The organism is Actinomadura graeca, assembly GCF_019175365.1.
Taxonomy (GTDB): domain Bacteria; phylum Actinomycetota; class Actinomycetes; order Streptosporangiales; family Streptosporangiaceae; genus Spirillospora; species Spirillospora graeca.
Genome location: NZ_CP059572.1, coordinates 1,486,517 through 1,512,803, shown reverse-complemented (window position 1 = coordinate 1,512,803; position 26,287 = coordinate 1,486,517). Strand labels below are relative to the sequence as shown.

At 72.9% G+C, this 26,287-nt stretch carries 22 protein-coding genes; 12 read left to right on the top strand and 10 right to left on the bottom strand.

What is annotated here, in order from left to right; translation table 11 throughout:
* Nucleotides 1–121: 121 nt before the first annotated feature.
* On the bottom strand, nt 122–2,068 hold the full coding sequence (locus AGRA3207_RS07045; protein WP_231333741.1) for a right-handed parallel beta-helix repeat-containing protein: 1,947 nt from the start codon (nt 2,066–2,068) through the stop codon (nt 122–124).
* Nucleotides 2,069–2,369: 301 nt separating this feature from the next.
* On the opposite strand from AGRA3207_RS07045, the gene AGRA3207_RS07040 reads away from it, so the two are divergent.
* From AGRA3207_RS07040 to AGRA3207_RS07030, 3 genes are read left to right on the top strand one after another with little or no spacing between them, the layout of a single operon-like run.
* Nucleotides 2,370–2,888, top strand: coding sequence for a GNAT family N-acetyltransferase (locus AGRA3207_RS07040; RefSeq protein WP_231333740.1), 519 nt, complete (start codon nt 2,370–2,372; stop codon nt 2,886–2,888).
* A complete protein-coding gene (locus AGRA3207_RS07035) occupies nt 2,885–4,081 on the top strand; it encodes a GNAT family N-acetyltransferase (protein WP_231333739.1) in 1,197 nt (398 codons plus the stop codon). Before AGRA3207_RS07040 ends, AGRA3207_RS07035 begins: the two co-directional genes overlap by 4 nt.
* 26 nt (nt 4,082–4,107) lie before the next feature.
* Nucleotides 4,108–4,608: a DUF6221 family protein gene (locus AGRA3207_RS07030; RefSeq protein WP_231333738.1), complete on the top strand. Its 501-nt coding sequence runs from the start codon at nt 4,108–4,110 to the stop codon at nt 4,606–4,608.
* Between the two features lie 30 nt (nt 4,609–4,638).
* Here AGRA3207_RS07030 and AGRA3207_RS07025 read toward each other — a convergent pair whose 3' ends face one another.
* The gene (locus AGRA3207_RS07025) at nt 4,639–7,695 is read right to left on the bottom strand and encodes an NACHT domain-containing protein (protein ID WP_231333737.1); all 3,057 of its coding nucleotides are present in this window, start codon (nt 7,693–7,695) and stop codon (nt 4,639–4,641) included.
* 114 nt (nt 7,696–7,809) lie between these two features.
* Nucleotides 7,810–8,103: a hypothetical protein gene (locus AGRA3207_RS07020; RefSeq protein ID WP_231333736.1), complete on the bottom strand. Its 294-nt coding sequence runs from the start codon at nt 8,101–8,103 to the stop codon at nt 7,810–7,812.
* A gap of 211 nt (nt 8,104–8,314) precedes the next feature.
* Between AGRA3207_RS07020 and AGRA3207_RS07015 the strand changes: the two genes are divergently transcribed.
* Together AGRA3207_RS07015 and AGRA3207_RS07010 are read left to right on the top strand one after the other, a co-directional pair.
* On the top strand, nt 8,315–8,701 hold the full coding sequence (locus AGRA3207_RS07015) for a helix-turn-helix domain-containing protein (RefSeq protein WP_231333735.1): 387 nt from the start codon (nt 8,315–8,317) through the stop codon (nt 8,699–8,701).
* Between the two features lie 124 nt (nt 8,702–8,825).
* On the top strand, nt 8,826–9,128 hold the full coding sequence (locus AGRA3207_RS07010) for a hypothetical protein (protein WP_231333734.1): 303 nt from the start codon (nt 8,826–8,828) through the stop codon (nt 9,126–9,128).
* Between the two features lie 63 nt (nt 9,129–9,191).
* Here the strand turns inward: AGRA3207_RS07010 and AGRA3207_RS07005 are convergent, their stop codons facing one another.
* Entirely contained in the window at nt 9,192–10,217 is a 1,026-nt protein-coding gene (locus AGRA3207_RS07005; protein ID WP_231333733.1) for a glycoside hydrolase domain-containing protein, read from the bottom strand.
* 201 nt (nt 10,218–10,418) lie between these two features.
* On the opposite strand from AGRA3207_RS07005, the gene AGRA3207_RS07000 reads away from it, so the two are divergent.
* Together AGRA3207_RS07000 and AGRA3207_RS06995 are read left to right on the top strand one after the other, a co-directional pair.
* Nucleotides 10,419–11,843: a DUF11 domain-containing protein gene (locus tag AGRA3207_RS07000; protein ID WP_231333732.1), complete on the top strand. Its 1,425-nt coding sequence runs from the start codon at nt 10,419–10,421 to the stop codon at nt 11,841–11,843.
* Nucleotides 11,844–11,909: 66 nt separating this feature from the next.
* Nucleotides 11,910–12,836: an LLM class F420-dependent oxidoreductase gene (locus AGRA3207_RS06995; protein WP_231333731.1), complete on the top strand. Its 927-nt coding sequence runs from the start codon at nt 11,910–11,912 to the stop codon at nt 12,834–12,836.
* A gap of 221 nt (nt 12,837–13,057) precedes the next feature.
* Here the strand turns inward: AGRA3207_RS06995 and AGRA3207_RS06990 are convergent, their stop codons facing one another.
* Entirely contained in the window at nt 13,058–14,812 is a 1,755-nt protein-coding gene (locus AGRA3207_RS06990) for an MFS transporter (RefSeq protein WP_231333730.1), read from the bottom strand.
* A 169-nt stretch (nt 14,813–14,981) separates the two neighbouring features.
* Between AGRA3207_RS06990 and AGRA3207_RS06985 the strand changes: the two genes are divergently transcribed.
* The 4 genes from AGRA3207_RS06985 to AGRA3207_RS06970 all read left to right on the top strand — a co-directional run bounded on the left by AGRA3207_RS06985 (nt 14,982) and on the right by AGRA3207_RS06970 (nt 21,035).
* Nucleotides 14,982–15,710, top strand: a complete 729-nt coding sequence (locus tag AGRA3207_RS06985; RefSeq protein ID WP_231333729.1) for a TetR/AcrR family transcriptional regulator C-terminal domain-containing protein — start codon at nt 14,982–14,984, stop codon at nt 15,708–15,710.
* Between the two features lie 133 nt (nt 15,711–15,843).
* The gene (locus AGRA3207_RS06980) at nt 15,844–16,824 is read left to right on the top strand and encodes a DUF3152 domain-containing protein (RefSeq protein WP_231333728.1); all 981 of its coding nucleotides are present in this window, start codon (nt 15,844–15,846) and stop codon (nt 16,822–16,824) included.
* A 129-nt stretch (nt 16,825–16,953) separates the two neighbouring features.
* Nucleotides 16,954–18,462: a 3' terminal RNA ribose 2'-O-methyltransferase Hen1 gene (locus tag AGRA3207_RS06975; RefSeq protein ID WP_231333727.1), complete on the top strand. Its 1,509-nt coding sequence runs from the start codon at nt 16,954–16,956 to the stop codon at nt 18,460–18,462.
* Nucleotides 18,459–21,035 (top strand): polynucleotide kinase-phosphatase, encoded by a 2,577-nt coding sequence (locus AGRA3207_RS06970; protein ID WP_231333726.1) that lies wholly within the window; start codon nt 18,459–18,461, stop codon nt 21,033–21,035. The genes AGRA3207_RS06975 and AGRA3207_RS06970 overlap by 4 nt, the downstream gene beginning before the upstream one ends.
* Nucleotides 21,036–21,275: 240 nt before the next feature.
* Here the strand turns inward: AGRA3207_RS06970 and AGRA3207_RS06965 are convergent, their stop codons facing one another.
* The 4 genes from AGRA3207_RS06965 to AGRA3207_RS06950 all read right to left on the bottom strand — a co-directional run bounded on the left by AGRA3207_RS06965 (nt 21,276) and on the right by AGRA3207_RS06950 (nt 24,982).
* Nucleotides 21,276–21,539 carry a TFIIB-type zinc ribbon-containing protein gene (locus AGRA3207_RS06965; protein WP_273700013.1) on the bottom strand — a complete coding sequence of 88 codons (264 nt, stop codon included), beginning with the start codon at nt 21,537–21,539 and terminating at the stop codon, nt 21,276–21,278.
* A 66-nt stretch (nt 21,540–21,605) separates the two neighbouring features.
* Entirely contained in the window at nt 21,606–22,574 is a 969-nt protein-coding gene (locus AGRA3207_RS06960) for a phosphotransferase family protein (RefSeq protein ID WP_231333724.1), read from the bottom strand.
* 68 nt (nt 22,575–22,642) lie between these two features.
* Nucleotides 22,643–24,358, bottom strand: coding sequence for an AMP-binding protein (locus tag AGRA3207_RS06955; protein ID WP_231333723.1), 1,716 nt, complete (start codon nt 24,356–24,358; stop codon nt 22,643–22,645).
* A gap of 96 nt (nt 24,359–24,454) precedes the next feature.
* Nucleotides 24,455–24,982, bottom strand: a complete 528-nt coding sequence (locus AGRA3207_RS06950) for a DinB family protein (RefSeq protein ID WP_231333722.1) — start codon at nt 24,980–24,982, stop codon at nt 24,455–24,457.
* A 52-nt stretch (nt 24,983–25,034) separates the two neighbouring features.
* Here AGRA3207_RS06950 and AGRA3207_RS06945 point away from each other — a divergent pair, with 52 nt between their 5' ends.
* Nucleotides 25,035–25,862, top strand: coding sequence for a helix-turn-helix domain-containing protein (locus AGRA3207_RS06945; RefSeq protein ID WP_231333721.1), 828 nt, complete (start codon nt 25,035–25,037; stop codon nt 25,860–25,862).
* On the opposite strand, the gene AGRA3207_RS06940 is transcribed toward AGRA3207_RS06945, so the two are convergent.
* Nucleotides 25,844–26,131, bottom strand: coding sequence for a hypothetical protein (locus AGRA3207_RS06940; protein WP_231333720.1), 288 nt, complete (start codon nt 26,129–26,131; stop codon nt 25,844–25,846). The two genes, AGRA3207_RS06945 and AGRA3207_RS06940, sit on opposite strands and share 19 nt — an antisense overlap.
* Nucleotides 26,132–26,287: the final 156 nt, after the last annotated feature.

The following is a 26,287-nucleotide window of genomic DNA, read 5'->3' as shown; positions in this document are numbered from 1 at the left end:
AGTCTCCCTTTCCCGCTGTGCACCCGCCACAGTTTCACTGAGAGTTATGGAAGGCGGACGTCCATCGCATGAGCCGCGGCGGCGCTCGCCTGTCTTCCCGGCGGGCGCCGCCGCGTTCGGGTCAGCGGATTCCGAGCGTCCGGCGGTAGGGCGGGAGCGGGCCGGCGTTGGCCAGGATCGCCGCGCAGGCCGCGTTGGCCGCGCACGCCTGGCCGGGGGCGTCGGGTTTCAGGAGCGTGTTGTGCTCGAACCGGAGCTTGGCCGGGTCACCGCACTCCTGCTCGGCGGTGGGCCAGGCGCCGGGGTACTCTCTCCGCGCGACCCAGGTGGGGACGGCGTCGTCCCAGAAGTTCCCGCGATAGAGGACGTTCTGGACGGGGCGGTCGCCCCACACCTCGCTGCACCCGCCGATCGCGGCCGCGTAGTCGTAGACGGCGTTGCGGTCCACGGTGACCCAGTTGGTGCTGTCGTCGGTGTAGATGCCGACGTTCCATTCGGGGTTCTTGCTGTCGTCCACCGCGTTGCCCCTGATGACCGCGCCGTCGGCGTACGAGGTGCCCTGTTCGCCCCGCAGGTAGATCCCGCCGCCGTCCGGCAGGACAAGGTTGGTCTTGAAGACGCGGTTGTTCAGGACGCGGTTCTTGCGCATGATGCCGCGCAGGTCGTCGCTCGGGCCGGTGAGGATGCCGCTGTACGGGACGTGGTCGACCTGGTTGTGCGCGATGGTGGTCTCGGACGTCGCGGTGTCCCAGATGCCGGAGGACGCGCGGTACTCCTGCCCGACGTGGTTGATCCAGTTGTTGGTGATCCGGTTGCCGCGGTTGACGCCCTTGGTGCTGGGCGGGACGACGCCCATCAGGATGCCGCCGTCGGACACGTCGGTGATCACGTTGCCGTCCACGACGTTGTGCGAGCTGTTGCCGGAGATCTCCAGCGCCTGCGCGCCCAGGTGGGCGAACGTGTTGCCCTCGAAGGTGAGCCGCTCGGCCCTGTGGAACGCGACGGTGCCCGGCACCGTCCGCAGCCCGTCCGGACGCATGTACATGCTCCAGGCGGACGCGAACCCGGCCGGTTCGCTGGGGGCGAGCCAGGTGGCGTAGGCGAAGGCCAGGCCCTTGAAGCCGACGTCGTGCAGCGGGCGGCCCTCCCGTCCGGCGCCGGTGACCAGCGACTCCAGGACGGGCGCGACCACCTGTGCCCGCCGCATGTCCTGACCGGGCCGCGGGAGGTACAGCAGGACGTGGTGACCGGGCCGGGAACGGTCGAGGTACCAGCCGCCGGGCTCGCGCAGGAAGCTGGGGGAGTTCTCAACGTCCGACACCCCCGTCAGCGCCTCGGCGCCGTAGAGCTCCCGGGCGAGGCTCCAGCACGGCTCGTCCATGGTGATCACGCTGTGCCGGGCGTCGCCGGAGATCCCGGAGACGCCGCAGCGCCCCTCGGCGTAGCCGAAGCCGAGGAGGACCTCCATGTCGCGCGGCGACCACCACGACTGCGGGGCCGCGCTGTCGGTCTCGTATCCGGTCTTCGTCGCCGTGACCTTGCCGGGGAAGGGCTTGCCCAGCGCGGGACGGGCGGCGCGGCGGCCGTCGACGTAGAGCTGGCGGGTGTCGAGCGCGCCGACGTCGGCGCGCCAGACGCCCGGAAGACGGTCGTCGGGCCGCCAGCCCGGGATCCGCCGCCCGCCACTGATGATCACCTTTTCCTGCCGTGCGGTGCCGTAGCCATGGGCCTGGTAGACGACCCGGTGGCCGTTGCGGCCGGAGTCGCCCGTCTCGTCCGACAGCCGCAGCGGGGCGTCCAGGGTGTACGTCCCGGCGCGCAGGTTGACCACCAGGTCCGCCTTCATCCCCGCCGTCCGGGCGCGCACGGCCTGCTGTGCCCGGCCCGGTGTGGCGAAGGGCCGCTCGGCGGTGCCCGGCCAGGTGTCCTTGCCCCACGGCGCCACGTACAGCTGCTCCGCGGCCGGCTGATCTGCTGAGGCGGGGGGCGCCGGCAGTCCCGTCACCAGCACGCCGGCCGCGAGCGCCGCGGCCGTCCCCTTCCTCGCGGGTGTCCGCAAGATAGCCAAGCTTCCTCCTCGTTCGATGGCCCTGCCGCCACTCTCCGGCCGGGCGGGCGGGACCCGCGTCGGCCGTTGGTCGATCGGGTACCGGTCCTTGGGCGGAGGTGGATCACGACCATCGGCAGGACCCGGCGGGGCGGCGGTGGAGGATCCGGCGCGGTGGACGATCATGGATGCCATGGACACGAACGCCCGATACCGGGATAGGGACGGCGCATACGGCCTGCCGCGGCACGGGTGGTGGAGCGGCCGGAATGCGTCACCCCCTGCGCACGGCCGGGAACGGCGGTGTGATAGCCGTGGGGGCATGGATCTGGAGACCGACCGGCTCGTCCTGCACCCGCTGAGCGTGACCGAGGCGGAGATGCTGATCGAGGGTGAGCCGTCCGGTGCCGGATGGGCGCGCGGATACCCCACCGACAGCGACCTCGCCGGCGCGAGACGGTATCTGGCCACGTGCGTGCACGCGGGCGACCCCCGGCCGTTCGGCGCGTACGAGATACGGCGGCGGGAGGACGGCCTGGCCATCGGCGGGCTCGGCTTCCACGGCGACGCCGACGAGAACGGCACCGTGACGATCGGGTACGGGCTCGTCCCGTCCGCGCGGGGGAAGGGGTACGCGACGGAGGCGCTGCGCGGCCTGCTGGCGTTCGCCCGGGCCCGCGGCATCAGCGCGGTCGAGGGCGACACCGACCACGGCAACGTCGCGTCCCAGCGGGTGATGACCGCGGCCGGCATGGAGTTCGTCGGCGCCGACGACCGGACGAGGTACTACCGGATCACCTGGGAAAATCGGTTGCACGGCGGGAATACGGTTCAAGCATGACCGATGTGGAGCTCAGGGAGATCCCCGAGGCCGACGCCGAACGCATAGTGGACATGGCGGACCTGGTCTTCCATCACCGCACCGACCCCGAGGACCGGGAACGGTACCTGTGGGTGGCTAGGACAGCGGAGCGCATCGGCGCCTACTCGGACGAGACGCTCGTCGGCCAGCTCGCGGTCCTCCCGATGCGGCTGTCGGCGCCGGGCGCGCTCCTGGACTGCTCGGCGATCACCTTCGCCGGGGTGCTCCCCACCCACCGGCGGCGCGGCGTCCTGACGTCCATGGTGGACCGGGCGCTGGCGGACGCCGTCACGGCGGGTCGCCCGGTGGCCGCGCTCTGGGCGTCCCAGAGCGCCATCTACGGACGGTACGGGTTCGGGCTCGCCAACCGGTCGATGGGGGTGGAGGTCGACACGTCCCGCCCGCTCGCCCTGCGGACCGAGGCCGACCCGCGGCCCCTGCGGCTGATCGACCGCGCCGCCGCGCCCGAGGTCCTGGGACCGATCCACGCCCGCGCGATCGCGCGGCGTCCCGGCGGCATCGCCCGCGACCCCGAATGGTGGGAGCACGGCATCCTGCCGGTCGTCGACGACGAGGCCGAGTCGTTCACCGCTCCGCGGATCGTGGTCATGGACGGCGAGCCCGGCGGCTACGCGATCTACCGGACCCACAGCGGCGACCGGGGCGTCGTCCGGCTGGAGGACCTCGTCGCCGACACCCCGCAGGTGGAGGCCGCGCTCTGGCGTTACCTCGCCTCGATCGACCTCACGAACAGGATCAAGGCGGAGCAGATCCCCGAGGACGACCTCCTCCCGCACATGGTCGCCGACCCCGACCAGGTCGTGGTGAACAGCGTCTCCGGCGCCCTGTGGCTCCGCCTGGTCGACGCCCCGGCCGCGCTCCGCGCACGGGACTGGGCGTCCGGCGACCCCCTGGTGATCGACCTGCGGGACGCGCGCCTGTCCGCCAACCAGGGCCGCTGGCGGCTCGCCGCCGGTGCCTGCGACCCCACGGCGGACGCGCCCGACCTCACGGTCGACGCCGCGGGACTCGCCGCCGCCTACCTCGGCGGCACCCGCCTGACCACCCTGGCGCGCCTCGGCCTGGTCACCGAGCACACGCCCGGCGCCGCCGCGAACCTGGACCGGGCCTTCGCCGTCCCGCTGGCGCCGTACACGAACGACAACTTCTAGGACGCCCCGTCCGGGAGTATGGGTCAATGAGTGATCTTGTGGACTTTCTGCGCGCCCGGCTCTTCGAGGACGAGGACACGGCGCGCTGGGCCGCCGACCACCGCAGCCGCCCCCGGGGCGGGCCCGACACCTCGGGGGCGGAGCGGTGGGAGTGGGTCGAGGCGGAGAGCGGTGAGCGGCTCAGCCTCGGGCGGCGGCCCATGGACCACATTCAGCGGCCCGTGCGGATGCGGAGCGCCGGCACCTACCCGTGGCAGGGCAGGCCGGGGTCCGGACCGCATCAGGTGCTGGACGTCGGCTGGGTGAAGGAGGGCGTCGCGCTGCACGTGGCCCGCCACTCGCCCGCCCGCGTGGTGGCGGAGGTCCAGGTGAAGCGGCACCTGCTCGAACTGCATTCCCGGATGAACGGGACGGGGGTGTGCCAGACGTGCGGGGAGGCCGTGCGGGACGGCGGCTGCTCGACGCTGCGGCTGCTGGCCGTCCCGTACGCCGACCATCCGGCGTACCGGACGGCCTGGCACGCCTGACGGACGCCGGGCGGCGGATCGGCAGGGCGGTCAGGACATGCCGGAGTCGAGGAACCCGAGGTCCAGGTCGTGGAACGCCTGCCGGACCCAGGGATGCACGTCGGGTCTGATCGTGATGTAGGCGCGCAGATCGTCCAGTACCTTTGCCCGCCACTCGCGCGACAGCCGGAAGGCGTCCGCCGCGAGTGGCCGCAACACCGCCTCCACGGTGTCGAGGGGGTACTCGAAATGAAGGCATTCCTCGTAGGCCGTCTCAAGCTCCTGGACGCTCGCGTTGGCGTTCCCCGAGACGGTCCAGAGGTTGATCAGCGCATGGGTGAAGGAAACGGTCCGGTCGGGGCGGGTCCTGGCGAGCTCGGTGGTGAAGTTGTTGTCGAAGAAGGTCAGTGAGTCGAGCGGTTCCAGCGCGTGGGTCATCAGGTCCTCGACCTCGTCGCAGACGAAGTTCGCCGAGAACCTGATCTCCGTCATCTCGGCGACCGACCACACGGTCTGGTCGGTCGGCAGGTAGAACGTCCAGGGCAGTGAGACCGGCCCCGGGGACCAGAGCGAGCGCGGGACCGTGAAGCGGATGTCGCGGGCGCCTCCCGGCCCGGTGAGGCGTTCGAGGCGGACGGTCTTGATCAGGCTCGTCCACCCGGACCGCTGGAGCTGCGATTGCATCAGCCGCGCGCACCGCCACCACGGCCCGACCGGGTACCCCTCGCCCGGGAAGAGCTCCGATCCGGTCACCGAGCCCCGGACGAGCGCCGTGAGGAACAGGACGTTCGCCAGATGGACCGCGTGACGCGCCGGGACGGTCTGCCGGACGGGCGCGTAGCCGCCGGTCTCCCGGCCGGTCTCCAAAGCCGCGTGGAAGGCGCGCAGAAGGAACTCGCCCATGGCCTCCCGCACCTCGCCCGGGAGCCGGGACAGCAACTGGAAGAGGAAGTTGACGATCGGGTCGCGGCCGGTCAGGGGCGCGTAGGAGATGAGGGCGCGCAGGATCGTGTCGTCCACCGTCTGGTGACGGGAGCTGGTCATGGAGACGCGGGCGAGCCCGGCCAGTTCCCGGGCGACCTGCCGGGCCACCAGGAATTCCCCGAACGTGGCATGCAGGAACTCGTACGTGCTCAACCGGGTCTCGTGCGTCAGCGCCTGCGATTGGTGGACGAAGAAGAAACGCCCGATGACCGTCTGCCCGGGAGTGAGGGGCGTGCGGAATCCCCGGCCGGCGGAGCCGGGGTGTTCCGGGAAGAGCGCGGCGAGGTCGGCGGTCAGTTCCTGTTCCGTCGTCCATTGACGGCCTCGGTTGAACATGGCGAACGCCGCGATCGAAAGGCGGAGCAGTTCCTCTTCGACGGAATCGGCGGCCGCACGCGAATCCTGGCCGGGGCGGGTCTTCTCTATCTCGCGTTCGGCGAAGCTGCGGAGGAGCCGTTCATAGAGCCCGGCGAGGTCGAGGGAGCCGCCGTCGTCCTGGAGCGCGTTCGCGCCCGCGTCGTAGAGGGCGAGCATCAGCAGCAGGAGCGGCTGCCGGGCGAGATCCCCGTGGGCGAGCGCGGCGGCCTCGGGGAGCGGGCGGACGCCGCGGCCGGCGAAGTGCGCGGCGTTGGTGGTGTTCCAGATGTCGAGCCAGCGTCCGATCTGCTCGTCGGAGAACGGTTCGAGGCGGATCGCGGTGACGCCGCGTCCCGGGACGCGGGCGCGGTCGGCGACGGCGGTGCGGCTCGTGACGATCACCGCGACGGGCCGCCCCTGGTCGGACTCGCGTTCCTGGAACCGCACGACCTGCTGGAGATAGTCCGACTGGCTGACGCCGGTCGCCTGGAGCAGCTCGTCGAACCCATCGAGGATCACGACGGGGAGGGCGCCGCCCGAGCCGCGGGCCAGCTCGCTCCAGGTCATCGTCTCGCCTGTCGCGTCGCGGACGGCGTGCTCGATCTGCGCCTGGAGATCGGCGTCGGCGGGGGCCTCGCGCAGGACGACCCGGACGACCATGAAGTCGGCGGCGGGCAGCCGGGCGGCGAGCACCTGGGTGAGCACGGACTTGCCCGAGCCCGGCTGGCCGAGCAGCAGCAGCGGCCGCCAGGCCGACTCCGGCGCCGTGAGATGCCCGATCAGCAGGTCCTGGAGATCGTCGCGGACGGGAGCGGCCCGCCACCAGTCCTCGCGGCCGAGGGCGTCGGACGGGCCGGCGGGCCGGACGCGGCACCGCGGGTTGACGTAGGCGTCCTCCAGCGTCGGGATCGTCATCCCGCCGGGGACGCCGCCGGACTCCGAGACCGGGCGTCCCAGCCGTGCGCGGTAGCGGCGCGCCAGCGCGGCCCGGCGGTCGTCGGGCGTCCGGTCGGCGGCGATCCCGTCCAGGACCTGCCGGAGCCCGGCGAGGCCGGTCCGGAGCGCCTGGATCTCCTTCCGGGCGGCCTCGTGGTCGGCGCGGTCCGTCCAGAACGCGAGCTCGGGGAAGTCGGCGGCGAGCCGCCGGAAGTGCTCCTCGAACCGGCGGGTGGCGGCCGGGGGCACCTCGTGCCTGAGGGTTTCGGCGAGCCGGGACCGGGCGGTCGCGTGGAGCCGGTCCCAGACGGCCAGGCCCATGATGAAGCGCAGCAGGTCCTCGCTCAGGCCCCGGTGGAAGTCCTGCAGCCGGTCCACCACCAGCCGGTACGGTGACGCCGGGGTGACCAGCGGGATGTCCGTGCAGGTCAGGCCGTCGACGAGCAGCGGGGTGAGGGAGGGGTCACCGCCGCTGAGGGCGACCTGGTCGGCCCGGCCGAGGCGCAGTTCCGCCGTGTCGAAGGGGAGGGCGACCTCCGCGACCGCCTCGAAGAAGGCCGTGACGGCGAGGACGCGCTGTGCGGCGGCGAGACGCTCGGTGCGGTCGGCGCGGGCGAGGCCGCTCTTCCTCTCCGCGAGCCTGCCGACCAGGGCGTGGCCGTGCCGGAACAGCTCGCCCTTGGCGTCGAAGAGGCTGAGCGCGAAGGCGCTGCCGCCACCGGTGGCGGCCAGCAGGACGCCGCCGGTGAGCCTGTCGAGCGCGGTGACGATCGCGCTGTCGGTGCCGCCGAGCAACGTGACGGCGTCGGCATAGCTGAGTCCACGTGCCACGGGCGCTCCAGGGGAGTGAGGGACGGCCTCGCGTCCATCGTTTCAAGGTGGACGCCGCGCGTTCACCCGATCCCCTGGGGCGCCTTGTCCGGTTCCGGCTGGCCGGAGGGTCTGTCAGCGGCTGACCATGGTGGTGAGGAGGGCCACGGCCACGGACGCGATCGCGGCGATGAGCGACAGCAGCGCGAGGGTGTGCCGGAAGCGGTTGTCGAGCTGGCCCCGGGTGACCTGGTCGCGTTCGGCGGCGCTCAGCCGGTCCTCGAGTTCGCCGAGCTGGCGCGCCTGGTCGCGCACCTGCAGTTCGTTCAGTTCGTTACGCTGGAGAAGCAGTGCCAGCTGGCCTTCGAGATTCGCCAGCTGGACGTCGGTGTCGCGGCGCAGTTCGGACAACGCCAGCTCCATGGTCATCGGGCCTTCCTCTTCCAAGGCGGAACCGCCTTTCGGGTCGGGGGGAGAAGTCCGTGCCAGGGACCCGTATGTGGGCTTCGGACCCGCTCCTGGAAGGTACTTACCGGTAATATTTCTAGATCAAACCAGTAAGGTGCAGAAACTTTACTAGAAATAATGTCCGGATACGGCCTGCTGGATGTTTCTTACTGTTTCCGTCATGCTGGGCACCATGGCTGGAGAGGTGGACCGGGAGCGGGTCGCCAAGTACGTGGTCGCCCGGCGTGGGTCTCTCGGTCTGACCCAGGAGCAACTGGCGGAACGGGCCGGGGTCACGGTCAAGACGATCTACAACCTGGAGGCGGGGGACCGCTGGCCGCAGGCGCGTACCCGCAGCTCGATCGAGAACGCCCTGCAGTGGCGGCCGGGTGATCTTCTGCGGGTCGGGGAGGGGATGGAGCCCCTCGGGCTATCGCTCAAGGGCGGGCCGGACGAGGCACTGCGCGAGCTGTCGGAGCTGAACGCCTACTTCGCCGACCTGCGGGCCAATCCGGGAGAGAAGCGACGTATGGCCCTGGCGTTCCTGCGCGCGCTCTACGGAGAGCCGGGTGGCCGGTGAGTTTTTCTGCGATCTGAAGACTTTCCGGTACTGACCGGTTGTTGCGGGCCCTGACAGCCGGGCAGACTTGAGATGCCGGGACAGGTCAAGGGCGTCCCGGCTCCTGCGCGAAGGGGAGACGGCGATGCGCGAAGGCGCCACCTGCGTCGGGGCGGCGGTGTGCGCCGTCACGGCGTGCGCCGTGTCCGCTGTCGCGGGGCTCGCCTTGGTGGCCGTCGACCACGGCCGGGCGGAGCTGCTCGTGCTCGTCAACGCCGGTCTCCTCATCGTCATCACCGCCCTGTCGGTCGTGGGGTTCCGGATGTTCCGTGACGTCCGCGAGCAGCAGCGGCGGATCCTGCGTCACATGGAGATCCAGACCAGCGTCCTGCACAACGCCGCCAACGCCGCCCGCGCCGCCGCCGAGCCCGGCGACGACCTGTTCTGACACCGCCCACACGTCCCGCCGCCCGCGCCGATCGGCACCGCAGGCGCCGGGGCCGGGGGTGGGTCAGCGCCAGAAGAAGACCTTGGCGCTGCCGCTGGTGAGGGTGGCGGCGGCCTGGCCGTGCTGCACCAGCTGGAGCCGGACGCGGTGGTCCTCGCGGACGGTGTCGGCGGCGAGCCCGTAGAGGACGTTCGTCTGCTCGCCGACCGCGACGAAGTCCTGGATCGGGCCCGCCTCGAACTTGTCGGTGTCCGCGATCTCGACCTCGACGACCCGCGCCTGGATGAGCGTGCCGGCGGGGACGCCGCCGACCGTCAGGGCCGCGCTCAGCGCGTAGCGCGCCGACCCGGTCAGGACGCTCGGGCCGCCTCCGTCGGAGTGCTGGTGCTCGGCGTCGGAGTAGTCGACGTTCCAGTTGACGTTCGTCCACTTGCCGGGAGGAAGCTGCTGGGCGGTCTTGATGCCGACGGACACGTAATCGGGCATGTCGTCTCCCTCGGGCGAGGCGCCGACGCGCCATTGCCCGTAGTCGCTCTTCACGGCGCGGTCGTAGTCGGTGCTGACACCGTTGATGTCGTGGTCGTTGGAGTACTGCTGGAGCTGGGCGCGGGCGTCCCACTTGCCGTCGGACCAGGCGTACGTCTGCCAGCCGTAGGTGATCTTCTTCGCGTCGAAGGCGCGCTTGACCGGCCCGTGGCCGCCGTACAGGCCGACCCGCCCGCGTCCGATGACGGACGCGGCGCCGTCGAGGTAGGCGTTGATGGCGGGCTGCTGCCCGGACGTGGCGTCGAAGTCGACCGCGAAGTAGATGGGCCGGTCCTCCGGCATGCCCAGCGCCTCGGCCTGGGCGGCGGCGTCGCGGGCGTCGGCCTCCCCGGCGGCCCGGCCGTCCAGGGCGCGCGACGCGGTGGACTCCCAGACGACCACGAGCCACAGCCCGGCGCCGGAGAGCTCGTCCGCCTCGTCCCGGGTCAGGTTCTTGCCGGTGGTGTCGTGCGACAGGTACCGGCACACGAACTTCGCGCCTGCGCTTTTCAGCGCGGCCACGCCCGGACGCCCCCACGCGTAGTCGACGCCGAAGACCGCCATCCCACCTCCACGCCCCGTATTCAGGTCACCACCGATTCAAGCGGTTGTTCCCTTACGGTCGCATGAAATCTCGGATATTGGCGTGCCGACGACCGCTGATATCACTGTCGGTAACGACACGCCGACGTTACGCTAGCGCTTGGACCGGGGGGTCGCTACAACGGATCTGATCGATGAAACCGCAGGCCACGGGGGGCCACGATGTTCCGGAACGCGAGGGAGCGCATCGGCGCGCGAGGTCTCGTGCTGCTGGCGGCGGCTCCGCTGCTGGGCGCCGTCCCGATGCAGGACGCGGCCGGCGGGACGGTCGCCGAGGGCCCGGTCCCGGTCGCGCACAAGCGGCCGCACAAGGACGGCGGGACCGCGCCCGGCAAGCCCAAGCCCCCCGCGCCGAAGGCGCAGGCCAAGCCGAAGGCCCACACCAAGCCCGAATCCCATGCCAAGCCGAAGGCGCACGGCAAGCCCAGGGCCCACGCCAAGCCCAAGGCCCATGGGAACCCGAAGGTGCACGCCAAGCCCGAGGCGGCGCACGCCGAGCCCCGCCCGGCCGCGAAGCCCAAGGCGAACGGCAAGAAGAAGGGCGAGGCCGTGCTGCTCAGCATGAACGGCCCGGGCACGCCGGTCATCCCTGGCGGGACGTACAACTGGCCGTTCGCGGTGACCACCAAGGGCAGCGCCAAGGAGCGGGGCCGCGCCCACCGCGCGGTGTTCACGGCGAGGCTCCCGAGGACGCTGAAGTTCGTGTCGGGGCAGCCGAACTGCTCCGCCGCCGAGCGCGGCGTGGTCTGCCGCCTGGGCGTCGTCGAGCCCGGCCAGACGATCGCGGGCGTGCTCACCGCGAAGGTCTCCAAGGGCGCCGACGCGGGACGGACGATCCGGAGCCGCGGCAGGGCCAGGTGGGGCAAGGCGCGCACGAAGCGGATGTTCCCGGCGGTGCGCGTCGCCAGGACCGCCGACCTCGCCATGTCCAAGACGGGTCCGGTCACGGCCCGTGCGGGCTCGGCGATCCCCTACGAGACGAAGGTGCGCAACCTCGGCCCGTCCACCGCCGAGGACGTCGTCGTCCAGTCGGAGGGGGCGGCGAGGCTCGTCGGGCGGGACACCGCGTGCGTCCCGCGCGGCACCGGCTACACGTGCACGATCGGGTCGCTGCGGCCGGGCCGTGAGCGGACGCTGCGCACCAAGGTCATGCCGGACGCGACCGCCCGGGCCGGCACCGTCCTGGAGTCGCCGTCCCTGGCGACGACGTCGACGATCGACCTGAACTCCGCCAACAACAGGGCCGTGGCCCGCACCACGATCACCGACGCGGCCGCCGGTCCCGCGACCGGCGCGCCCGAACGGCCGCTCCCCGCGCCCGAGACCGGCGCCGGCGCGGTGGAGAAGGCGGTGGAGAAGGATGTCGCGGCGCGTCCCGTCGCGCACGTGGAGGCCGTCCCGGACGGGGCCGTGCCCCCGTCCGGCGGCCCGGTGGAGCAGCCGGCGCGCCCGCCGAAGGCGGCCGGGTTCTCGCTCACCGGCACCCGCACCGGGGTCGTCCTGGAGATCGCGCTGGTCATGGTAGGGACGGGCTTCGCCCTGACCCGCCTCGGCCGCCGCCACCGCCGCCGCCGCGCCGAGGACTGAGGCGGCGGGGACCCGGGGCGGGCGTCCGGTGCACGTCCGTGGACGGCTTCGTACGAGGATGGGCGCATGCGACTTCGGATCTTCACAGAGCCCCAGTTGGGCGCGGACTACGAGACACAGCTGGCGGTCGCCAAGGCCGCCGAGGAGCTGGGCTTCGACGCGTTCATCCGGTCCGACCACTACCTCACGATGCTGGGCTCCGCGGGGGACCCGGGTCCGACCGACTCCTGGGTGACCCTCGGCGCGCTGGCCCGCGAGACGAGCCGGATCCGGCTCGGGACGCTGGTGACCGCCGCGACGTTCCGGCTCCCCGGGCCGCTGGCGATCGCGGTGGCGCAGGTCGACCGGATGAGCGGCGGCCGCGTCGAGTTCGGGCTGGGCACGGGCTGGTACGAGCAGGAGCACACCGCGTACGGCATCCCGTTCGGGAGCGTCGGCGAGCGGTTCGACCGGCTGGAGGAGCAGCTGCGGATCGTCACGGGCCTGTGGCGGACGCCGGAGGGCGGCAGGTTCTCGTTCGCGGGGGAGCACTACACGCTCGCCGACTCGCCCGCGCTGCCGAAGCCCGCCCGGCCGGGCGGCCCGCCGGTGATCATCGGCGGGACCGGCGCGAAGCGGACGCCGAGGCTCGCCGCCGAGTTCGCCGACGAGTACAACGTGCCGTTCCAGACGCCGGACGACACCGCCGCGGCGTTCGGCCGCGTCCGCGCCGCCTGCCGCGACCGGGGCCGGACGAGGCCGCTCGCCTACTCGGTCGCCCAGACGGTGTGCTGCGGCCGGGACGACGCCGAGGTGCGGCGCCGCGCCGAGACCATCGGGCAGGACGTCGCGGACCTGCGCGAGGGCGGCCTCGCCGGGACGCCCGCCGAGATCGTCGAGAAGATCGGCGCGTTCGGTGAGCTGGGCGCCGAGTGCGTCTACCTCCAGGTGCTCGACATGCGCGACCTGGACCACATCGCGCTCCTGGCGTCGGACGTCCTCGCCCAGCTCTGACCCGCGTCCCCGGCCGTGCCCGCCGCCGTCCGGGCCGCCCGGCCCGCCGCCGTGCCCGCCGCCCGGCGGCCCGGACGGCGAAAGGCCCACGGCGGGGGCGGGTGTCCGATCTCGGAACGCACGCCCTTGCCGCGGGCCGTCTCCCTTCCCGGGGCTGCCGGGACCGGTCGGTGTCTCCGGAGGGTGCTCCGGGGATCGCGGGGCCGGGGGCCGCCGGGGGCCTAGGCGGTGGCGGACACCGTGTCGGCGTGTCCGGCGCCCTCCTCCGCGGCGAGGCCGTCCGTCTCGGGGCGGGCGTAGCGCGGAAGGAGGAACGCGGCGAGGAACGTGAGGGCGAGGAGCCCGACCTCGATCCACAGCGTCGCCTTCATGGCGTCGCTGAACCCGGTCTTGGCGGACCGTTCCCCGGCCTTGCCGACCGCCTGCCCGATCGCCGCCGCGGACGCCGGCGCCGCGCCGGCGGCGGCCCTGACCTCACCGTCCAGCCGTGTGCAGGACACCGGGACGGCGGCGGCGTCCTCCGCGGCGGCGCGGTCGCGGCCGCAGGCGCGCAGCCCGGCGACGATGGCGTCCTGCCGCGGGGCCGGGACGGACGCGGCGGCGAGGTCACGGCGCAGCGCGCCCGCCCCGTCGTCGGCGGCGCCGGCCACCTGGCCGCCGAGCAGGCCGAAGAAGACCGTCCCGAGCACGGCGGCGCCGAGCGCGCTGCCGAGCTGCTGGATCGCGGTGAGCGTGCCGCCCGCCGAGCCGGTCTCCTCGGGCTCGACGCCCGCCAGCACGATGTCGAAGAACGGCGCCATCAGCAGGCCCATGCCGAGACCGGTCACGATCAGGGCGGGGATGAGCTGCCACGGCGTGACGTCGATGCCCGCGCCCTGGAGGGTGGCGTAGAACCCGACGATGCCCGCGGCCATGACGGCGGTGCCCACGTGGATGACCTTGCGGCCGAAGCGCCGCACGGCCTGGGCGGCGCCGAACCCGAGGATGATGCCGACCGACCACGGAATCTGCGACAGCCCGGCCTTGAGCGGGGAGTAACCGAGGCCCATCTGGAAGAACAGGGCCAGCACGAGCCCGAGACCCGCCATGCCCGAGAAGAACACCAGGCCGACGACCAGGCCACCGGTGAAGCCGCGCTTGCGGAACAGGCTCGGGACGATCAGCGGGTCGCCGCCCGCGCGCTGCTTGCGCGTCTCGTACCAGGTGAACAGGGCCCAGACGGCGAGCGAGGCGCCCATCATGCCGAACGTCCAGAGCGGCCAGCCGAGCTCGCGGCCCTGCACCAGCGGGTAGATCAGCAGGCCCGCGCCGAGGGAGGCGAGCAGGGCGCCGGTGAGGTCGAGCCGGGAGGCGTGCTCGGAGCGTCCCGAGGGCAGGAACCTCAGCCCGGCGAGGACGGCGGCGGCGCCGAGCGGCAGGTTGATCAGGAAGATCATCCGCCAGCCGGTGCCGAACAGGTCGGCGTCGATGAGCCAGCCGGCCAGCACCGGGCCGCCGACCGACGACAGACCCATGATCGGCCCGAACATGCCGAACGCGGCGCCCATCTCCTTCGGCGTGAACATCTGTTTGATCATCCCGATGCCCTGCGGCAGCATCAGCGCGCCGAACAGGCCCTGCAGGACGCGCGCGCCGACCAGCATCCCGGGGGAGGCGGCGATGCCGCACAGCAGCGAGCCGAGCGTGAACCCGGCCGCGCCGGCCAGGAACATCTGCTTGCGCCCGTACAGGTCGCCGAGGCGGCCGCCGGTGATGAGGCCGACCGCCATGGCGAGGGTGTAGCCGGCGGCGAGCCACTGGACGGTGCTCGCCGAGCCGCCCAGCTCGCCGCGGATCGTGGGGGCCGCGACGTTGGTGACCAGCACGTCGAGCATGTCCATGACCTCACCGGCGAGGATCACGAAGAGGGCGGCCCAGCGCCAGCGGTAGCCCGCCCCGCCGTCCGTCCCCGGCCTGGACACCGCTGTCTCGCTCATGGGATGCCTCCTTAAGAACGGTGTTCGTTATGGACGAACATCGTTCTACGTTGGGAACGATGTTCGTGTCAAGTACGATGTTCGCGATCGCTGTTCGTCTCGTCCATAGAGACGATATATCGCGTTTCGCGATAGTCAAGATGTATCGCGACTTTTGGGGAGGTCCGACATGGCCGCCGAGATGCCGACACCACCGGGGCACCGGCCGCGCAAGGCCGCGCCCGCGCGGCAGCCGCTCAGCCGGGACCTGATCGTCGCGACCGCGGTCCGCGTCCTGGACGCCGAGGGCCTGGAGGCCGTGAGCATGCGCCGCGTCGCCCAGGAACTGGGCACCGGGCCCGCCTCCCTCTACGCCCACGTCTCGGGCAAGGAGGAGCTCCGCGAGCTGATGCTCGACCACGTCGCCGGGGAGGTGCGGCTGCCGGAGGCGGGCGCGGCGGACTGGCAGGAGCTGCTGAAGGAGCTCGCGCGCGAGATCCGGCGCGTCTACACCTCGCACGGCGACATCGCCAAGGTGTCGATGGGGCTGATCCCCACCGGGCCGAACCTGTTGGCCATCGCCGAGGCGCAGCTCGCGCTCATGCTGGACGGCGGTGTCCCACCGAAGATCGCCGGCCTCGCCGTCGACACGCTCGGGATGTTCCTCGACGCCGACGCCGTCGAGGACACGATCTACACGGCGAAGAGGTCCCCCGGAGAGGATCCGTGGGAGTCCTTCCGCGTCCACTTCGAGGAGATCCGCCAGTACTTCAGGGCCCTGCCGGTGGACCGCTACCCGCGCATCACCGGCATGGTCGACGAGCTGACGGGCGGGTCGGGCGACGACCGGTTCGAGTTCGGGCTCGACATCCTCATCCGCGGCATCGCGTCCTACGTCCCGGCGTCCGGCACCGCCTGAGACCCGTCAGGCGAAGGCGCGCCGGGGCGCGGGGCGGGCCGGAGGGGCCCGGGAGGACCGGGAATCGCGCTCGGCGTCCAAGTTGTGAGGATTTGCCGCGTACCCAGCGCATTGCTGGGAAATGATCTTTCCGGTGGAAGTTTCTGGCATGCTGTCCACCGCCATGCAGCCTCCACGATCACGCACGGGCCGCCGCCGGGCCGCGTCCCACCGCAGGGGCGCCCGGCCTGCGCCGACGCCCGCGCAGATGTCCGTGAACATGCCCGCCCCGCCCCCGAGGCGGCGGCCGCCGGGCGGGGTCGAGGGCATCAGCGACGCCCTGGAGCGCGAGTTCGAAGGGGCCCGGCGGACGCGGATGCGCGGCCTCGTCCTGGGGACGGCATCGCTCGCCCTGGTCATCGCCGTGGGTATCGGCTGCGCGCTGGCCCTGCGGTCCGCGACCGGCTCCGGGTCCGGGTCCGGTTCGTCCTCGTCCAGAAAGGGCCAGGGCGGGGACCGCGGACGGACCGGCTCCGGGCCGGGCCTCGGCGCGCCCGAATCGCCGTACATCCCCGCGAAGGGAACGGGAAAGTTCCTGCGCCCGGCGTCGACCGGGCGTGTGTACGGGCACGGCAAGCCGATGCGCTACATGGTGGAGGTGGAGGGCGGCCTCCGGCAGGACCCCGCGGCCTTCGCCAGCAGCGTCGACAAGATCCTCGCGGACCCGCGCGGATGGACCGCGGCGGGGAAGTGGTCGTTCAGGCGCGTCGCCTCCGGCCCGTACGACTTCGTCGTGCGGCTCGCCTCTCCTGGAACGGTCGACAGGCTCTGCGGCGGCTACGGGCTGGAGACCGAGGGCAAGGTCAACTGCAGCGGGGGCAAGCAGGTCGTGGTGAACCTGAGACGCTGGCTCCTGCTCACGGCGTACTACCGGGGCAGGCCCGACGAGTACCACGCGCTGACGATCAACCACGAGGTCGGCCACCGCCTCGGCTTCGGGCACATGACGTGCCCCGGACGCGGCCGTCCCGCGCCCGTCATGCAGCAGCAGATCTTCGGGATGAAGGGCTGCGCGATCAACGGCTGGCCCTACGACCGCCGCCGCCGCTTCCTGGGCGGCCCGTCCGTTCCCTGACCGCGCCGGTCCGGGGACGACCGGTGCCTGACCGCGCCCGTCGGTCCCCTGACCGGGCCCGCGGCGGCCGGTTCGCGCCCCGGCGAAAATCAATGGGGGTGGAATGGCCTGTTCCGCCAGACTTGACGCGTGCTTCTGACGATCACGACGACCCTGGGCCAGGCGACGGACCTCGGCTTCCTCCTGCACAAGCACCCCGACCGGGTGCATCTGTTCGAGCAGTCCTTCGGCACGGCGCACGTCTTCTACCCCGACGCGGACGAGCGGCGCTGCACTGTGGCGCTGCTCCTGGACGTCGATCCGGTCAAGCTCGTGCGGACCCGTGGCAGGGGCACGCCCGACTTCTCGCTCGGCCAGTACGTGAACGACCGTCCCTACGCGGCGTCCTCCCTTCTGGCGTCCGCCATGGCGAACGTCTTCCGGACCGCCATGCGCGGCCGGTGCGACGCCCGCCCGGAGCTGGCGGAGACCCCGATCCCGCTGGAGATCACCCTCCCGGCGTTGCCGTGCCGGGGCGGGCCCGGCCAGGCCGAGCGCTTCTTCGGCCCGCTGGGCTGGCGGGTGGAGGCCGTCCCCGTGCCGCTGGACGCGGAGTTCGGCGACTGGGGCGACTCCCGCTACGTGACGCTCACCCTCACCGGTGAGATGCGGCTCGCCGACGCCCTCAACCAGCTGTATGTGCTGCTGCCCGTCCTGGACGACGCCAAGCACTACTGGATCGCCTCCGACGAGGTGGACAAGCTCATCAGGGCGGGGGAGGGGTGGCTGGCCGCGCATCCGGACAGGTCCGCCATCACCCGCCGCTACCTGGCGAACCGGCGCGGGCTCGTCCGGACCGCCCTCGGACGCCTGGCGGACGCCGACGGCGCGCCCGAGGACGCCCTCGACCCCACGGAGATCGAAGAGGAGCCCACCGCGACCGATGCGGAGGACCCGTCAGGGCAGGACGACCCGTTCGTCCCGGGAGACCCGGCGGGGCTGGAAGGGGCGGGAGGTCCGGAAGGCGCCGGAGGCACCGGGCAGGAGACGGCGCCCGTCTCGCTCGCCGAACGGCGCGTCAAGTCGGTCCTGCATGCGCTCCACGACGAGGACGCCCGCCGCGTCATCGACCTCGGCTGCGGCTCCGGGAGGCTGCTCGCTCGCCTCGCCCAGGACGACTTCTTCAGCGAGATCTCCGGGACGGACGTCTCGTACCGCGCCCTCGCCCACGCCCGGCGCCGCCTCCGGTGGGACCAGCGGCCGCGGCGCGAGAGCGACCGCGTCCAGGACGTCTTCCAGGGCGCGCTCACCTACGCCGACGAACGGTTCCGCGGCTACGAGGCGGCGGTCCTGATGGAGGTGGTCGAGCACATCGACCCGCCGAGGCTCGGCGCCATGGAACGCGTCGTGTTCGGCCACGCCGCCCCGCGGGTGGTCGTGGTGACGACGCCGAACGCCGAGCACAACGTCCGCTATGAGGGCCTCGCGCCGGGGGCGATGCGCCACCCGGACCACCGCTTCGAATGGACGCGCGCCGAGTTCCGCGAGTGGGCCGGGAGGGTCGCCGCCGAGCACGGCTACCGCGTCCGCCACGTGCCCGTCGGCGACGACGACCCGGAGGTCGGCGCGCCGACGCAGATGGGGGTGTTCACCCGATGACCGGACTGGACGGCCGCGACGGCCGTGAGATCAAGGTCCCGGAGATGGGGCTCGTCGTGCTGGTCGGCGTGTCCGGATCCGGGAAGTCCTACTTCGCGCGCAAGCACTTCGCGCCCACGCAGGTGGTCTCGTCCGACTTCTGCCGGGGCGTGGTGTCGGACGACGAGAACGACCAGTCCGCCACCGGCGACGCCTTCGACCTGCTGCACTACATCGTGGGCAAGCGGCTGCGCCGCGGGCTGCTCACCGTCGTCGACGCGACCAACGTGCAGAGCAAGGCGCGCCAGTCGCTGCTGCGGCTCGCCAAGGAGCACGACGTCCTCTCGGTGGCGATCGTCCTGGACGTCCCCGAGCACGTCGCGGCCGAGCGGAACGCGGGCCGCCCGGACCGGGATTTGCCCGGCCACGTGGTCCCGCGGCAGCACCGCGAGCTGCGGCGCGGCCTGCGCTCGCTCGGCCGCGAGTTCCGCCGCTCCTACGTGCTGCGCGGCGAGGAGATCGACACCGTCACCGTCGTCCGCGAGAAGGCGTGGAACGACCGGCGCGAGCTGACCGGGCCGTTCGACATCGTCGGCGACGTCCACGGCTGCCGCGAGGAGCTGGAGGCGCTCCTCACCGCGCTCGGCTACGAGATCGTCCGGGACGGCGCCGGGCGCGCCGCCGGCGCCCGCCACCCAGCCGGGCGCACGGCCGTGTTCGTCGGCGACCTGGTCGACCGCGGACCGGACTCGCCCGGGGTGCTCCGGCTCGTCATGGGCATGGTCGGCGCCGGGGACGCGCTGTGCGTCTCCGGCAACCACGAGGCGAAGCTCGTCCGCGCGCTGCGGGGCCGCAAGGTGCGCCTCGCGCACGGCATCGCCGAGTCCCTGGAGCAGCTCGCCGCCGAGCCGGAGGACTTCCGCGACGGCGCGCTGCGGTTCATGGACGGGCTCATCGGCCACTACGTCCTGGACGGCGGACGCCTCGTCGTGGCCCACGCCGGGCTGAAGGAGGACTACCACGGGCGCGCGTCCGGCCGTGTCCGGTCCTTCGCGCTCTACGGCGACACCACGGGCGAGACCGACGAGTACGGGCTGCCCGTCCGGTACCCGTGGGCGCGTGACTACCGGGGCAAGGCCATGGTCGTGTACGGGCACACCCCCGTCCCCGAGGCGGAGTGGATCAACAACACCATCTGCCTGGACACCGGCGCCGTCTTCGGCGGCAAGCTCACCGCGCTCCGCTACCCCGAGCGCGAGCTGGTGTCGGTCTCGGCCCAGCGGGTCTGGTACGAGCCCGCGCGTCCGCTGGACGCCCCGCAGGCGTCCGTCGCGGGCGCGCGGAGGGAGAGCGACGTCCTCAAGATCGAGGACGTGCTGGGCAACAGCGGTGTCGAGACCCGCCTCATGGGCCGCGTCACCGTGCGCGAGGAGAACGCGCTCGCCGCGCTGGAGGTGATGAGCCGGTTCGCCGTCGACCCGCGCTGGCTCGTCTACCTGCCGCCCACGATGACCCCGGCCGAGACCTCGTCGCTGCCCGGGCACCTGGAGCACCCGGCCGAGGTGCTCGCCGCCTACAGGGACAAGGGCGTCGTCCGGGCGGTGTGCGAGGAGAAGCACATGGGCTCGCGCGCCGTCGTGGTCGTCTGCCGCGACGCCGAGGTCGCGGGCGCGCGCTTCGGCGTCGACGACGGGACGACCGGCGCGGTCTTCACCCGCACCGGGCGGTCGTTCTTCCGCGACCCGTCCCGGACGGCCGCGGTGCTCGACCGCGTCCGTGCCGCGGCCGGTGCCGCCGGGCTGTGGGACGAGCTGGACACCGGCTGGCTGGTCCTCGACTGCGAGCTGCTGCCGTGGTCGGCGAAGGCGATGGACCTCATCCGCGCCCAGTACGCGGCGACCGGCGCGGCGGCCCGCGCGTCCCTGCCGATGGCGTCCGGCGCCCTCTCGCGCGCTGCCGCGCGCGGGCTCGACGTCGGCGCCCTGCGCGGGCGCGTGGACCGGCGCGCGGAGAACGCCGCGCGCTTCCGCGACGCCTACGCGCGGTACTGCTGGCCGGTGGACGGCCTGACCGGCGTGCGTCTCGCGCCGTTCCAGGTCCTGGCCGGGCACGGCCGCTCCTGGGCGGCCGCCCGCGACCACGACTGGCACATGGAGGTGGCGGGGCGTCTCGCCGACGCCGACACCTCCGGTCTCGTCATGCGGACGGAGGCGGTGACCGTCGAGCTGGGCTCCGCCGCGTCCGAGGCGGCCGTCACCGGATGGTGGGAGGAGCTCACCGGGAAGGGCGGCGAGGGCATGGTCGTCAAGCCGCTCCGCCCGCTCCCGGAGGACACGAAGGTCCAGCCGGGCGTGAAGTGCCGCGGCCGGGAGTATCTGCGGATCATCTACGGCCCCGACTACACCGAGCCGGAGAACCTCGACCGGCTCCGCGGCCGGTCGCTGGGCCGCAAGCGCTCCCTCGCCATGCGCGAGCACGCCCTCGGGCTGGAGGCCCTGGACAGGCTCGCCACGGGCGAGCCGCTCTGGCGCGTGCACCAGGCCGTGTTCGCCGTGCTGGCACTGGAATCCGAACCGGTCGACCCGCGCCTGTAATCCGAGCCGACCCGCGTCTGCGCGCCGGGCTGGCCCGGGTCTGTGTGTCGGGTCGGCCCGCGCCTGTGAGCCGGGCCCGTCCCGCGTCTATAAGCCGGGCTGGCCCGCGACTGTGAGTCGGGCTGGCCCGTGTCCGTGAGTCGGGTCGGCTTGGGGCACAGGGAGAGCCGTCCCGCGACTGTGAGAGGGACGGTCAGGCGGCCCGCCTTGGGGGGCGGGCCGCCGTGACATCGCGACCGGTCAGGTCGAGAACAGCATGTTGAAGACGCTGCCGCGGTGGGGGCGGTGGTGCCCGCCGTGGTGATGGTGGTGCACCGCCCCCGGCTGCGCCCCCCATCCCGGCGCGGGGGCCGGGGGAGCGGCCCGGTACTGGGCCTCCATCTGGCTCAGGGCCTCCAGCTCGCCGTAGTCGAGGAAGATGCCCCGGCAGCTGTCACATTGCTCGATGTGGACGCCGCTGCGGGTGTAGGTCCGCATCACGCCACGACACTTAGGGCAGTGCATCGCCTTGTCGTCCTTCCGATCTGGATCCCCAGGTAGAGCTAAATGTAGGGCAGGTTCCCCGCCACGTCATGCAGGGTGCCCCGCTGTGGATATTCTCGCGCAGGCGTCGACCATCGCCTGCTCCGGGCCGTCGAGTGGCCGATCTTCCCTTCCCGCTGATAGGACGCACGTGGCGGCGATCTGGATCGCCAGACTTCGCGCGGGCAGGTCCAGCGCCCCCCAGGGGTCGCCCTCGGCGGGCACCGCGGGCCCCCGCGCCGCCCTGTACGCCGCGAGGAACCGCGCCCATTCGTCAGGGGACAGGACCCCCGCCGAGTACAGCGCCGCCGGCCTCGCCAGATCCCATGCCGGGACGCCCTTGCCGAGGTCCTCGATGTCGATCAGGCGCCACCGGCCGTCCCCGCAGCGGACCATCTGGCCGAGGTGCCAGTCCCCGTGGATCAGGCACTCGCCCTGCCCGGGCGGCTCACCGGCCTCACCCCGGACCCAGGCGGGCAGCGTGGCGAACGCGCGGCGCACCACGTCCTCGGCGGTGCCGCTCCCCAGCCGTGACACCAGGCGGGCCACCCGCGCCGGACGCCCCCAGCGCGGCGCGTCCTCTGGCACGGGGACCGCGTGGAGGGCCGCCAGCAGGCGCGCCCCCTCCTCCCAGGGGAGTTCCTCTTCGGGGTCCACGGGGTCGCCGTAGGGCGAGACGGTGACCGTCCGGCCGTCCACCTCGACCGGCGGGGCCAGCGGCCCCACCACGATGTGCCGCAACGCCGCGGCCAGCCGGGTCCGCTCAAGGAAGGGGGCCCCGTACTCGCGGTCGGGCTGGTGCGCCTTCACCACGACGCCGGCCACCCGTACGACCAGCACCCCGTGGCGGTCGTACAGCGTCTCCGGCTCCGCGGGCGGCGCAGGAGCGGGGACGGCGCCAGAACCCGCGACGGCGCCCGGCGCCCTGTCCGCGCCGTCCAGCCCGGCGAGGGACGGGTCGCGCCCGATCTCGGCAAGCCGGGCGAAGAGGGCGGACGGAGCGGTCTCGGTATGCACCCGCACAGTCAACCACCTGCGCGGGACGCCCGATCCTTACTCGCGCCCGGTCCTCACTCGCCCGAGGCTCACTCGCGCCATGCGGCGGGACCCGCGTCCTCGTCCCGGAGCCGCTGCCGGACGACCTTCCCCAGGGTGTTCCTGGGCAGGTCCGTCCGCGGGCGGAACTCGCTGGGGACCTTGTAGTGCGACAGGTAGCGCTCGCAATGACGGCGCAGCTCGTCCGACGAAAAAGGGTAGGCGGGGTGCTCCACGACGTGCGCCACGACCCGCTCACCGCGCCGCGGGTCGGGGACGCCGACCACCGCGCACTCGTGGACGGCCGGATGGCGGCGCAGCACCCGCTCGACCTCCGACGGGGACACGCTGAACCCGCTCACCTTGATCATGTCCCGGTGGCGCTCCAGGATGGTGACGAAGCCCTCCTCGTCCATCACCGCGATGTCACCGGTGCGGAGCCACCCCTTGGACAGGGTCTGGGCCGTGGCGAGTGGTGCGTTCCAGTAGCCGACGAACACCTGCGGACCGCGCACGACCAGCTCACCCGCCTCGCCGGGCCGCAGGACGCGGGTCGGCTCCTCGGTGTCCACGATGACCGCGTCCGTCATCGGCAGGGGCACGCCCACGGTCAGGTTGCGGGCGCCGCCGCCCAGCGGGTTGCCGGTCACCCCCGGGGACGCCTCGGTGAGCCCGTAGCACTGGATCAGCTCGCGCGCGCCCACCCGCTCCATCCGGTCGATGGTCGCCTGCCCGAGCGCCATGGCGCCCGAGACGAAGACCCGCAGCGAGCGCAGGTCCGACGGGCGGAAACGCGGGCTGTCGAGCACCTGGTCGTACAGGGTCGGCACGCCCGGGAAGATCGTCGGCCGGTGCCGCCGGATCGCCTTGAGCACGCGGTCGCGGTCGAAGCGGGGCAGCAGCACCACGGCCCCGGCCGACAGCGCCGGCGCGATCATGCAGTTCATCATCCCGAACGAGTGGAACAGCGGCAGGACCCCCAGCGTGACGTCCTGCCCCGGGCGCCCGCCGGGGTCCCACGCCTTCTGCTGGCACGCGTTCGCGACCAGGTTCCGGTGCGTGAGCATCGCGCCCTTGGGGCGCCCCTTCGTCCCGCCCGTGTACTGGATCGCCGCCAGGTCCCGCGCCGGCTCCACCGGGAGCTGCCGGACGTGCCGCCGCACCGGGCGCTGCATGTCGCGGAACCGGACGACGCCCGGGTCGTCCGGGACGTCCTGCACGACGGCGGCGCGCCTGCGCCGTATCCGCGCCAGCGGCAGCCGCAGGGCCGCCTTCCGGACCGCCGGGAGGAACTCGATCAGGGACGTGACGATCACGTGCTCCAGCTCCAGCCTCCCCCTGACCGCGCGCACGGTCGGGTAGGAGCGATCCAGCACCACGGCGGTCCGGGCACCGCAGTCGGCGAGCTGGCGGAGCATCTCCTCCTCGGTGTAGCGCGGGTTGTGCTGCACCGCGATGGCGCCCCGGCGCAGCACGCCGTAGAACGCGATGACCTGCTGCGGGCAGTTGGGGAGGATCAGCGCGACCCGGTCGCCCGGCTGCACGCCCAGCCGGTGCAGCCCGTCCGCGAACCGGTCCACGGCCGTGCGCAGCTCCCGGTAGCCGATCCGCCGGCCGAGGAACAGCAGCGCCGGCCTGCGCGGATACCGCTCGGCGGCGTCGTCGAGCAGCCGCGTGACGGGGACATCGGGAATGCCGACGTCGGCGGGAACCCCCGGCTGATACCACCGTCGCCACGGAAGTGATCTTTGTGACGAGGGCCACATAACCGTGGATTCAACCACTACTCGGGCCGCGGCGAAAGATCTTCAAATGCCCGTGGCATGTTCACCGCCGAACGGCCTGACAGGACCGCCACGCCGTCAGTGGCCGGTCGCGCCGTCGATGCGCTCACGCAGCAGGTCGGCGTGCCCGTTGTGGCGGGCGTACTCCACGAGCATCGCCGAGTAGACCCAGCGCAGGCTCATCTCCGCGTCGCGCCGGGGATCGATGGACACCTCGTCGAGGGACCGCCCGGACGTCACCCGGCGGCACGCCTCGATCTCCCGCAGGTACGCGGCGAGGTCCGCCTCCGCGTCGGCGTCCTCGACGTCGAACTCCGCGTCGAGGTCGTCGTCGGTGCAGTAGAGGTAGCCGACCCGCTCACCGGCGAACCTGGTGCGGAACCAGTCCCGCTCCACCTCGGCCATGTGCCGGACGAGGCCGAGCAGCGACAGCCCGGACGGCTCGACGCAGCGCCGCTTGAGCTGCGCCGGCGTCAGCCCGCCGCATTTCCACAGCAGCGTCTCGCGTTCCAGGTCGAGCCAGCCGTCGACGAGCGTCCGCTCGTCCCCGGTCAGCGTCGCCAGCGGCTTCAGCTCCCGGGTGATCACCGGTGCGGTCCAGGCCATGCGGCCATCATGCCCGCACGGGAGGGGCGGCCGGTACCGGTAGATTCCGACTGTGAGTGCCAACGAACTGGGCGCCTTCCTGCGGGCATCCCGCGAGGCCGTCACCCCCGCCCAGGTCGGGCTGCCCGAAGGCGGCCGACGCCGGACACCGGGGCTGCGCCGCGCCGAGCTGGCCACACTGGCCGGGCTCAGCGTCGAGTACCTCTCGCGGCTGGAGCAGGGCCGGGACCGCCGTCCGTCGGCGGCGGTGCTCGGAGCGCTCGCCGACGCGCTGCGGATGTCCCCCGACGAACGTCTCCACCTGCGGATCCTGTCCAAGTCGGGCGACGACGCGGGCTGCTGCGCGCCGCCCGCGGACGCGGTGCGCCCGACCGTCCGTGCCGTCCTGGAACGGCTGGAGCCGGCACCCGCGATCCTGGTCAACCGGCTCTGCGACATCCTCGCCTGGACGGACGGCTACGCAAGCCTCACCGGCCCGGCCGGCGCCCTGGACACCCGGCCGCCGAACCTCGTCCGGTACCTGTTCACCGACCCCCGCGCCAAGGCCGCCTACCCGGACTGGGACCGCGTCGCCGACGAGCGCGTGGCACTCCTGCGCGCGGGCTCCGCCGCCGCCGACCCGCACCTGGCGAACCTCGCGGACGAGCTGGCCGTCACCGCGGGCGTACCGTTCCGCGACCGGGCGAAGGCCCCGCCCCGCCTCCCCGCGCGCACGGGCGTCGAGCGGTTCGTGCACCCGGACGCGGGGGAGATCCGGCTGGCCTACGAGACGCTCGACCTCTCGGTGTCCGGCGACCAGCGCCTCGTCGTCTACCTGCCCGCCGACGACGCCGCGTCCGCGGCCCTCGGCCGCCTGGCGCGTCAGTCGGTGACGGGCTGACGGGCGCCCTCGATGCGCCCGCGGACCAGGCGGGGGTGGAAGTAGCTGATCGCGACCCGCCCCGTCTCGGTGACGCAGAAGATCTGGTAGCCGTTGCGGCCGTCCTCGTCCGGGACGGCGAACTCCTCGGGGACGAACACGCCCTCGGCCGTCATCGAACCGAACCACCGGCCCAGGGCGTACTCGTCAGGGAAGCTCTCCAGGCCGGTGCCGCGGCGGCCCAGCGTGTACCGGACCTCGAAGGAGCAGCCGTCGGGCGGGAACCTCATATCCGTCCCGTCCCTCGGCAGACGTTGCAGCGCACGCCGGTGGCGGTGCTCGTCCCGGTGCCGTCGCAGCCGGGGCACGAGCGCGTCGCCGGCTTGTTGTGCTTGCCCACGGTCCACCACCTCCCGGCGGACCATCCTAGGGGCCGCGGAGGCACC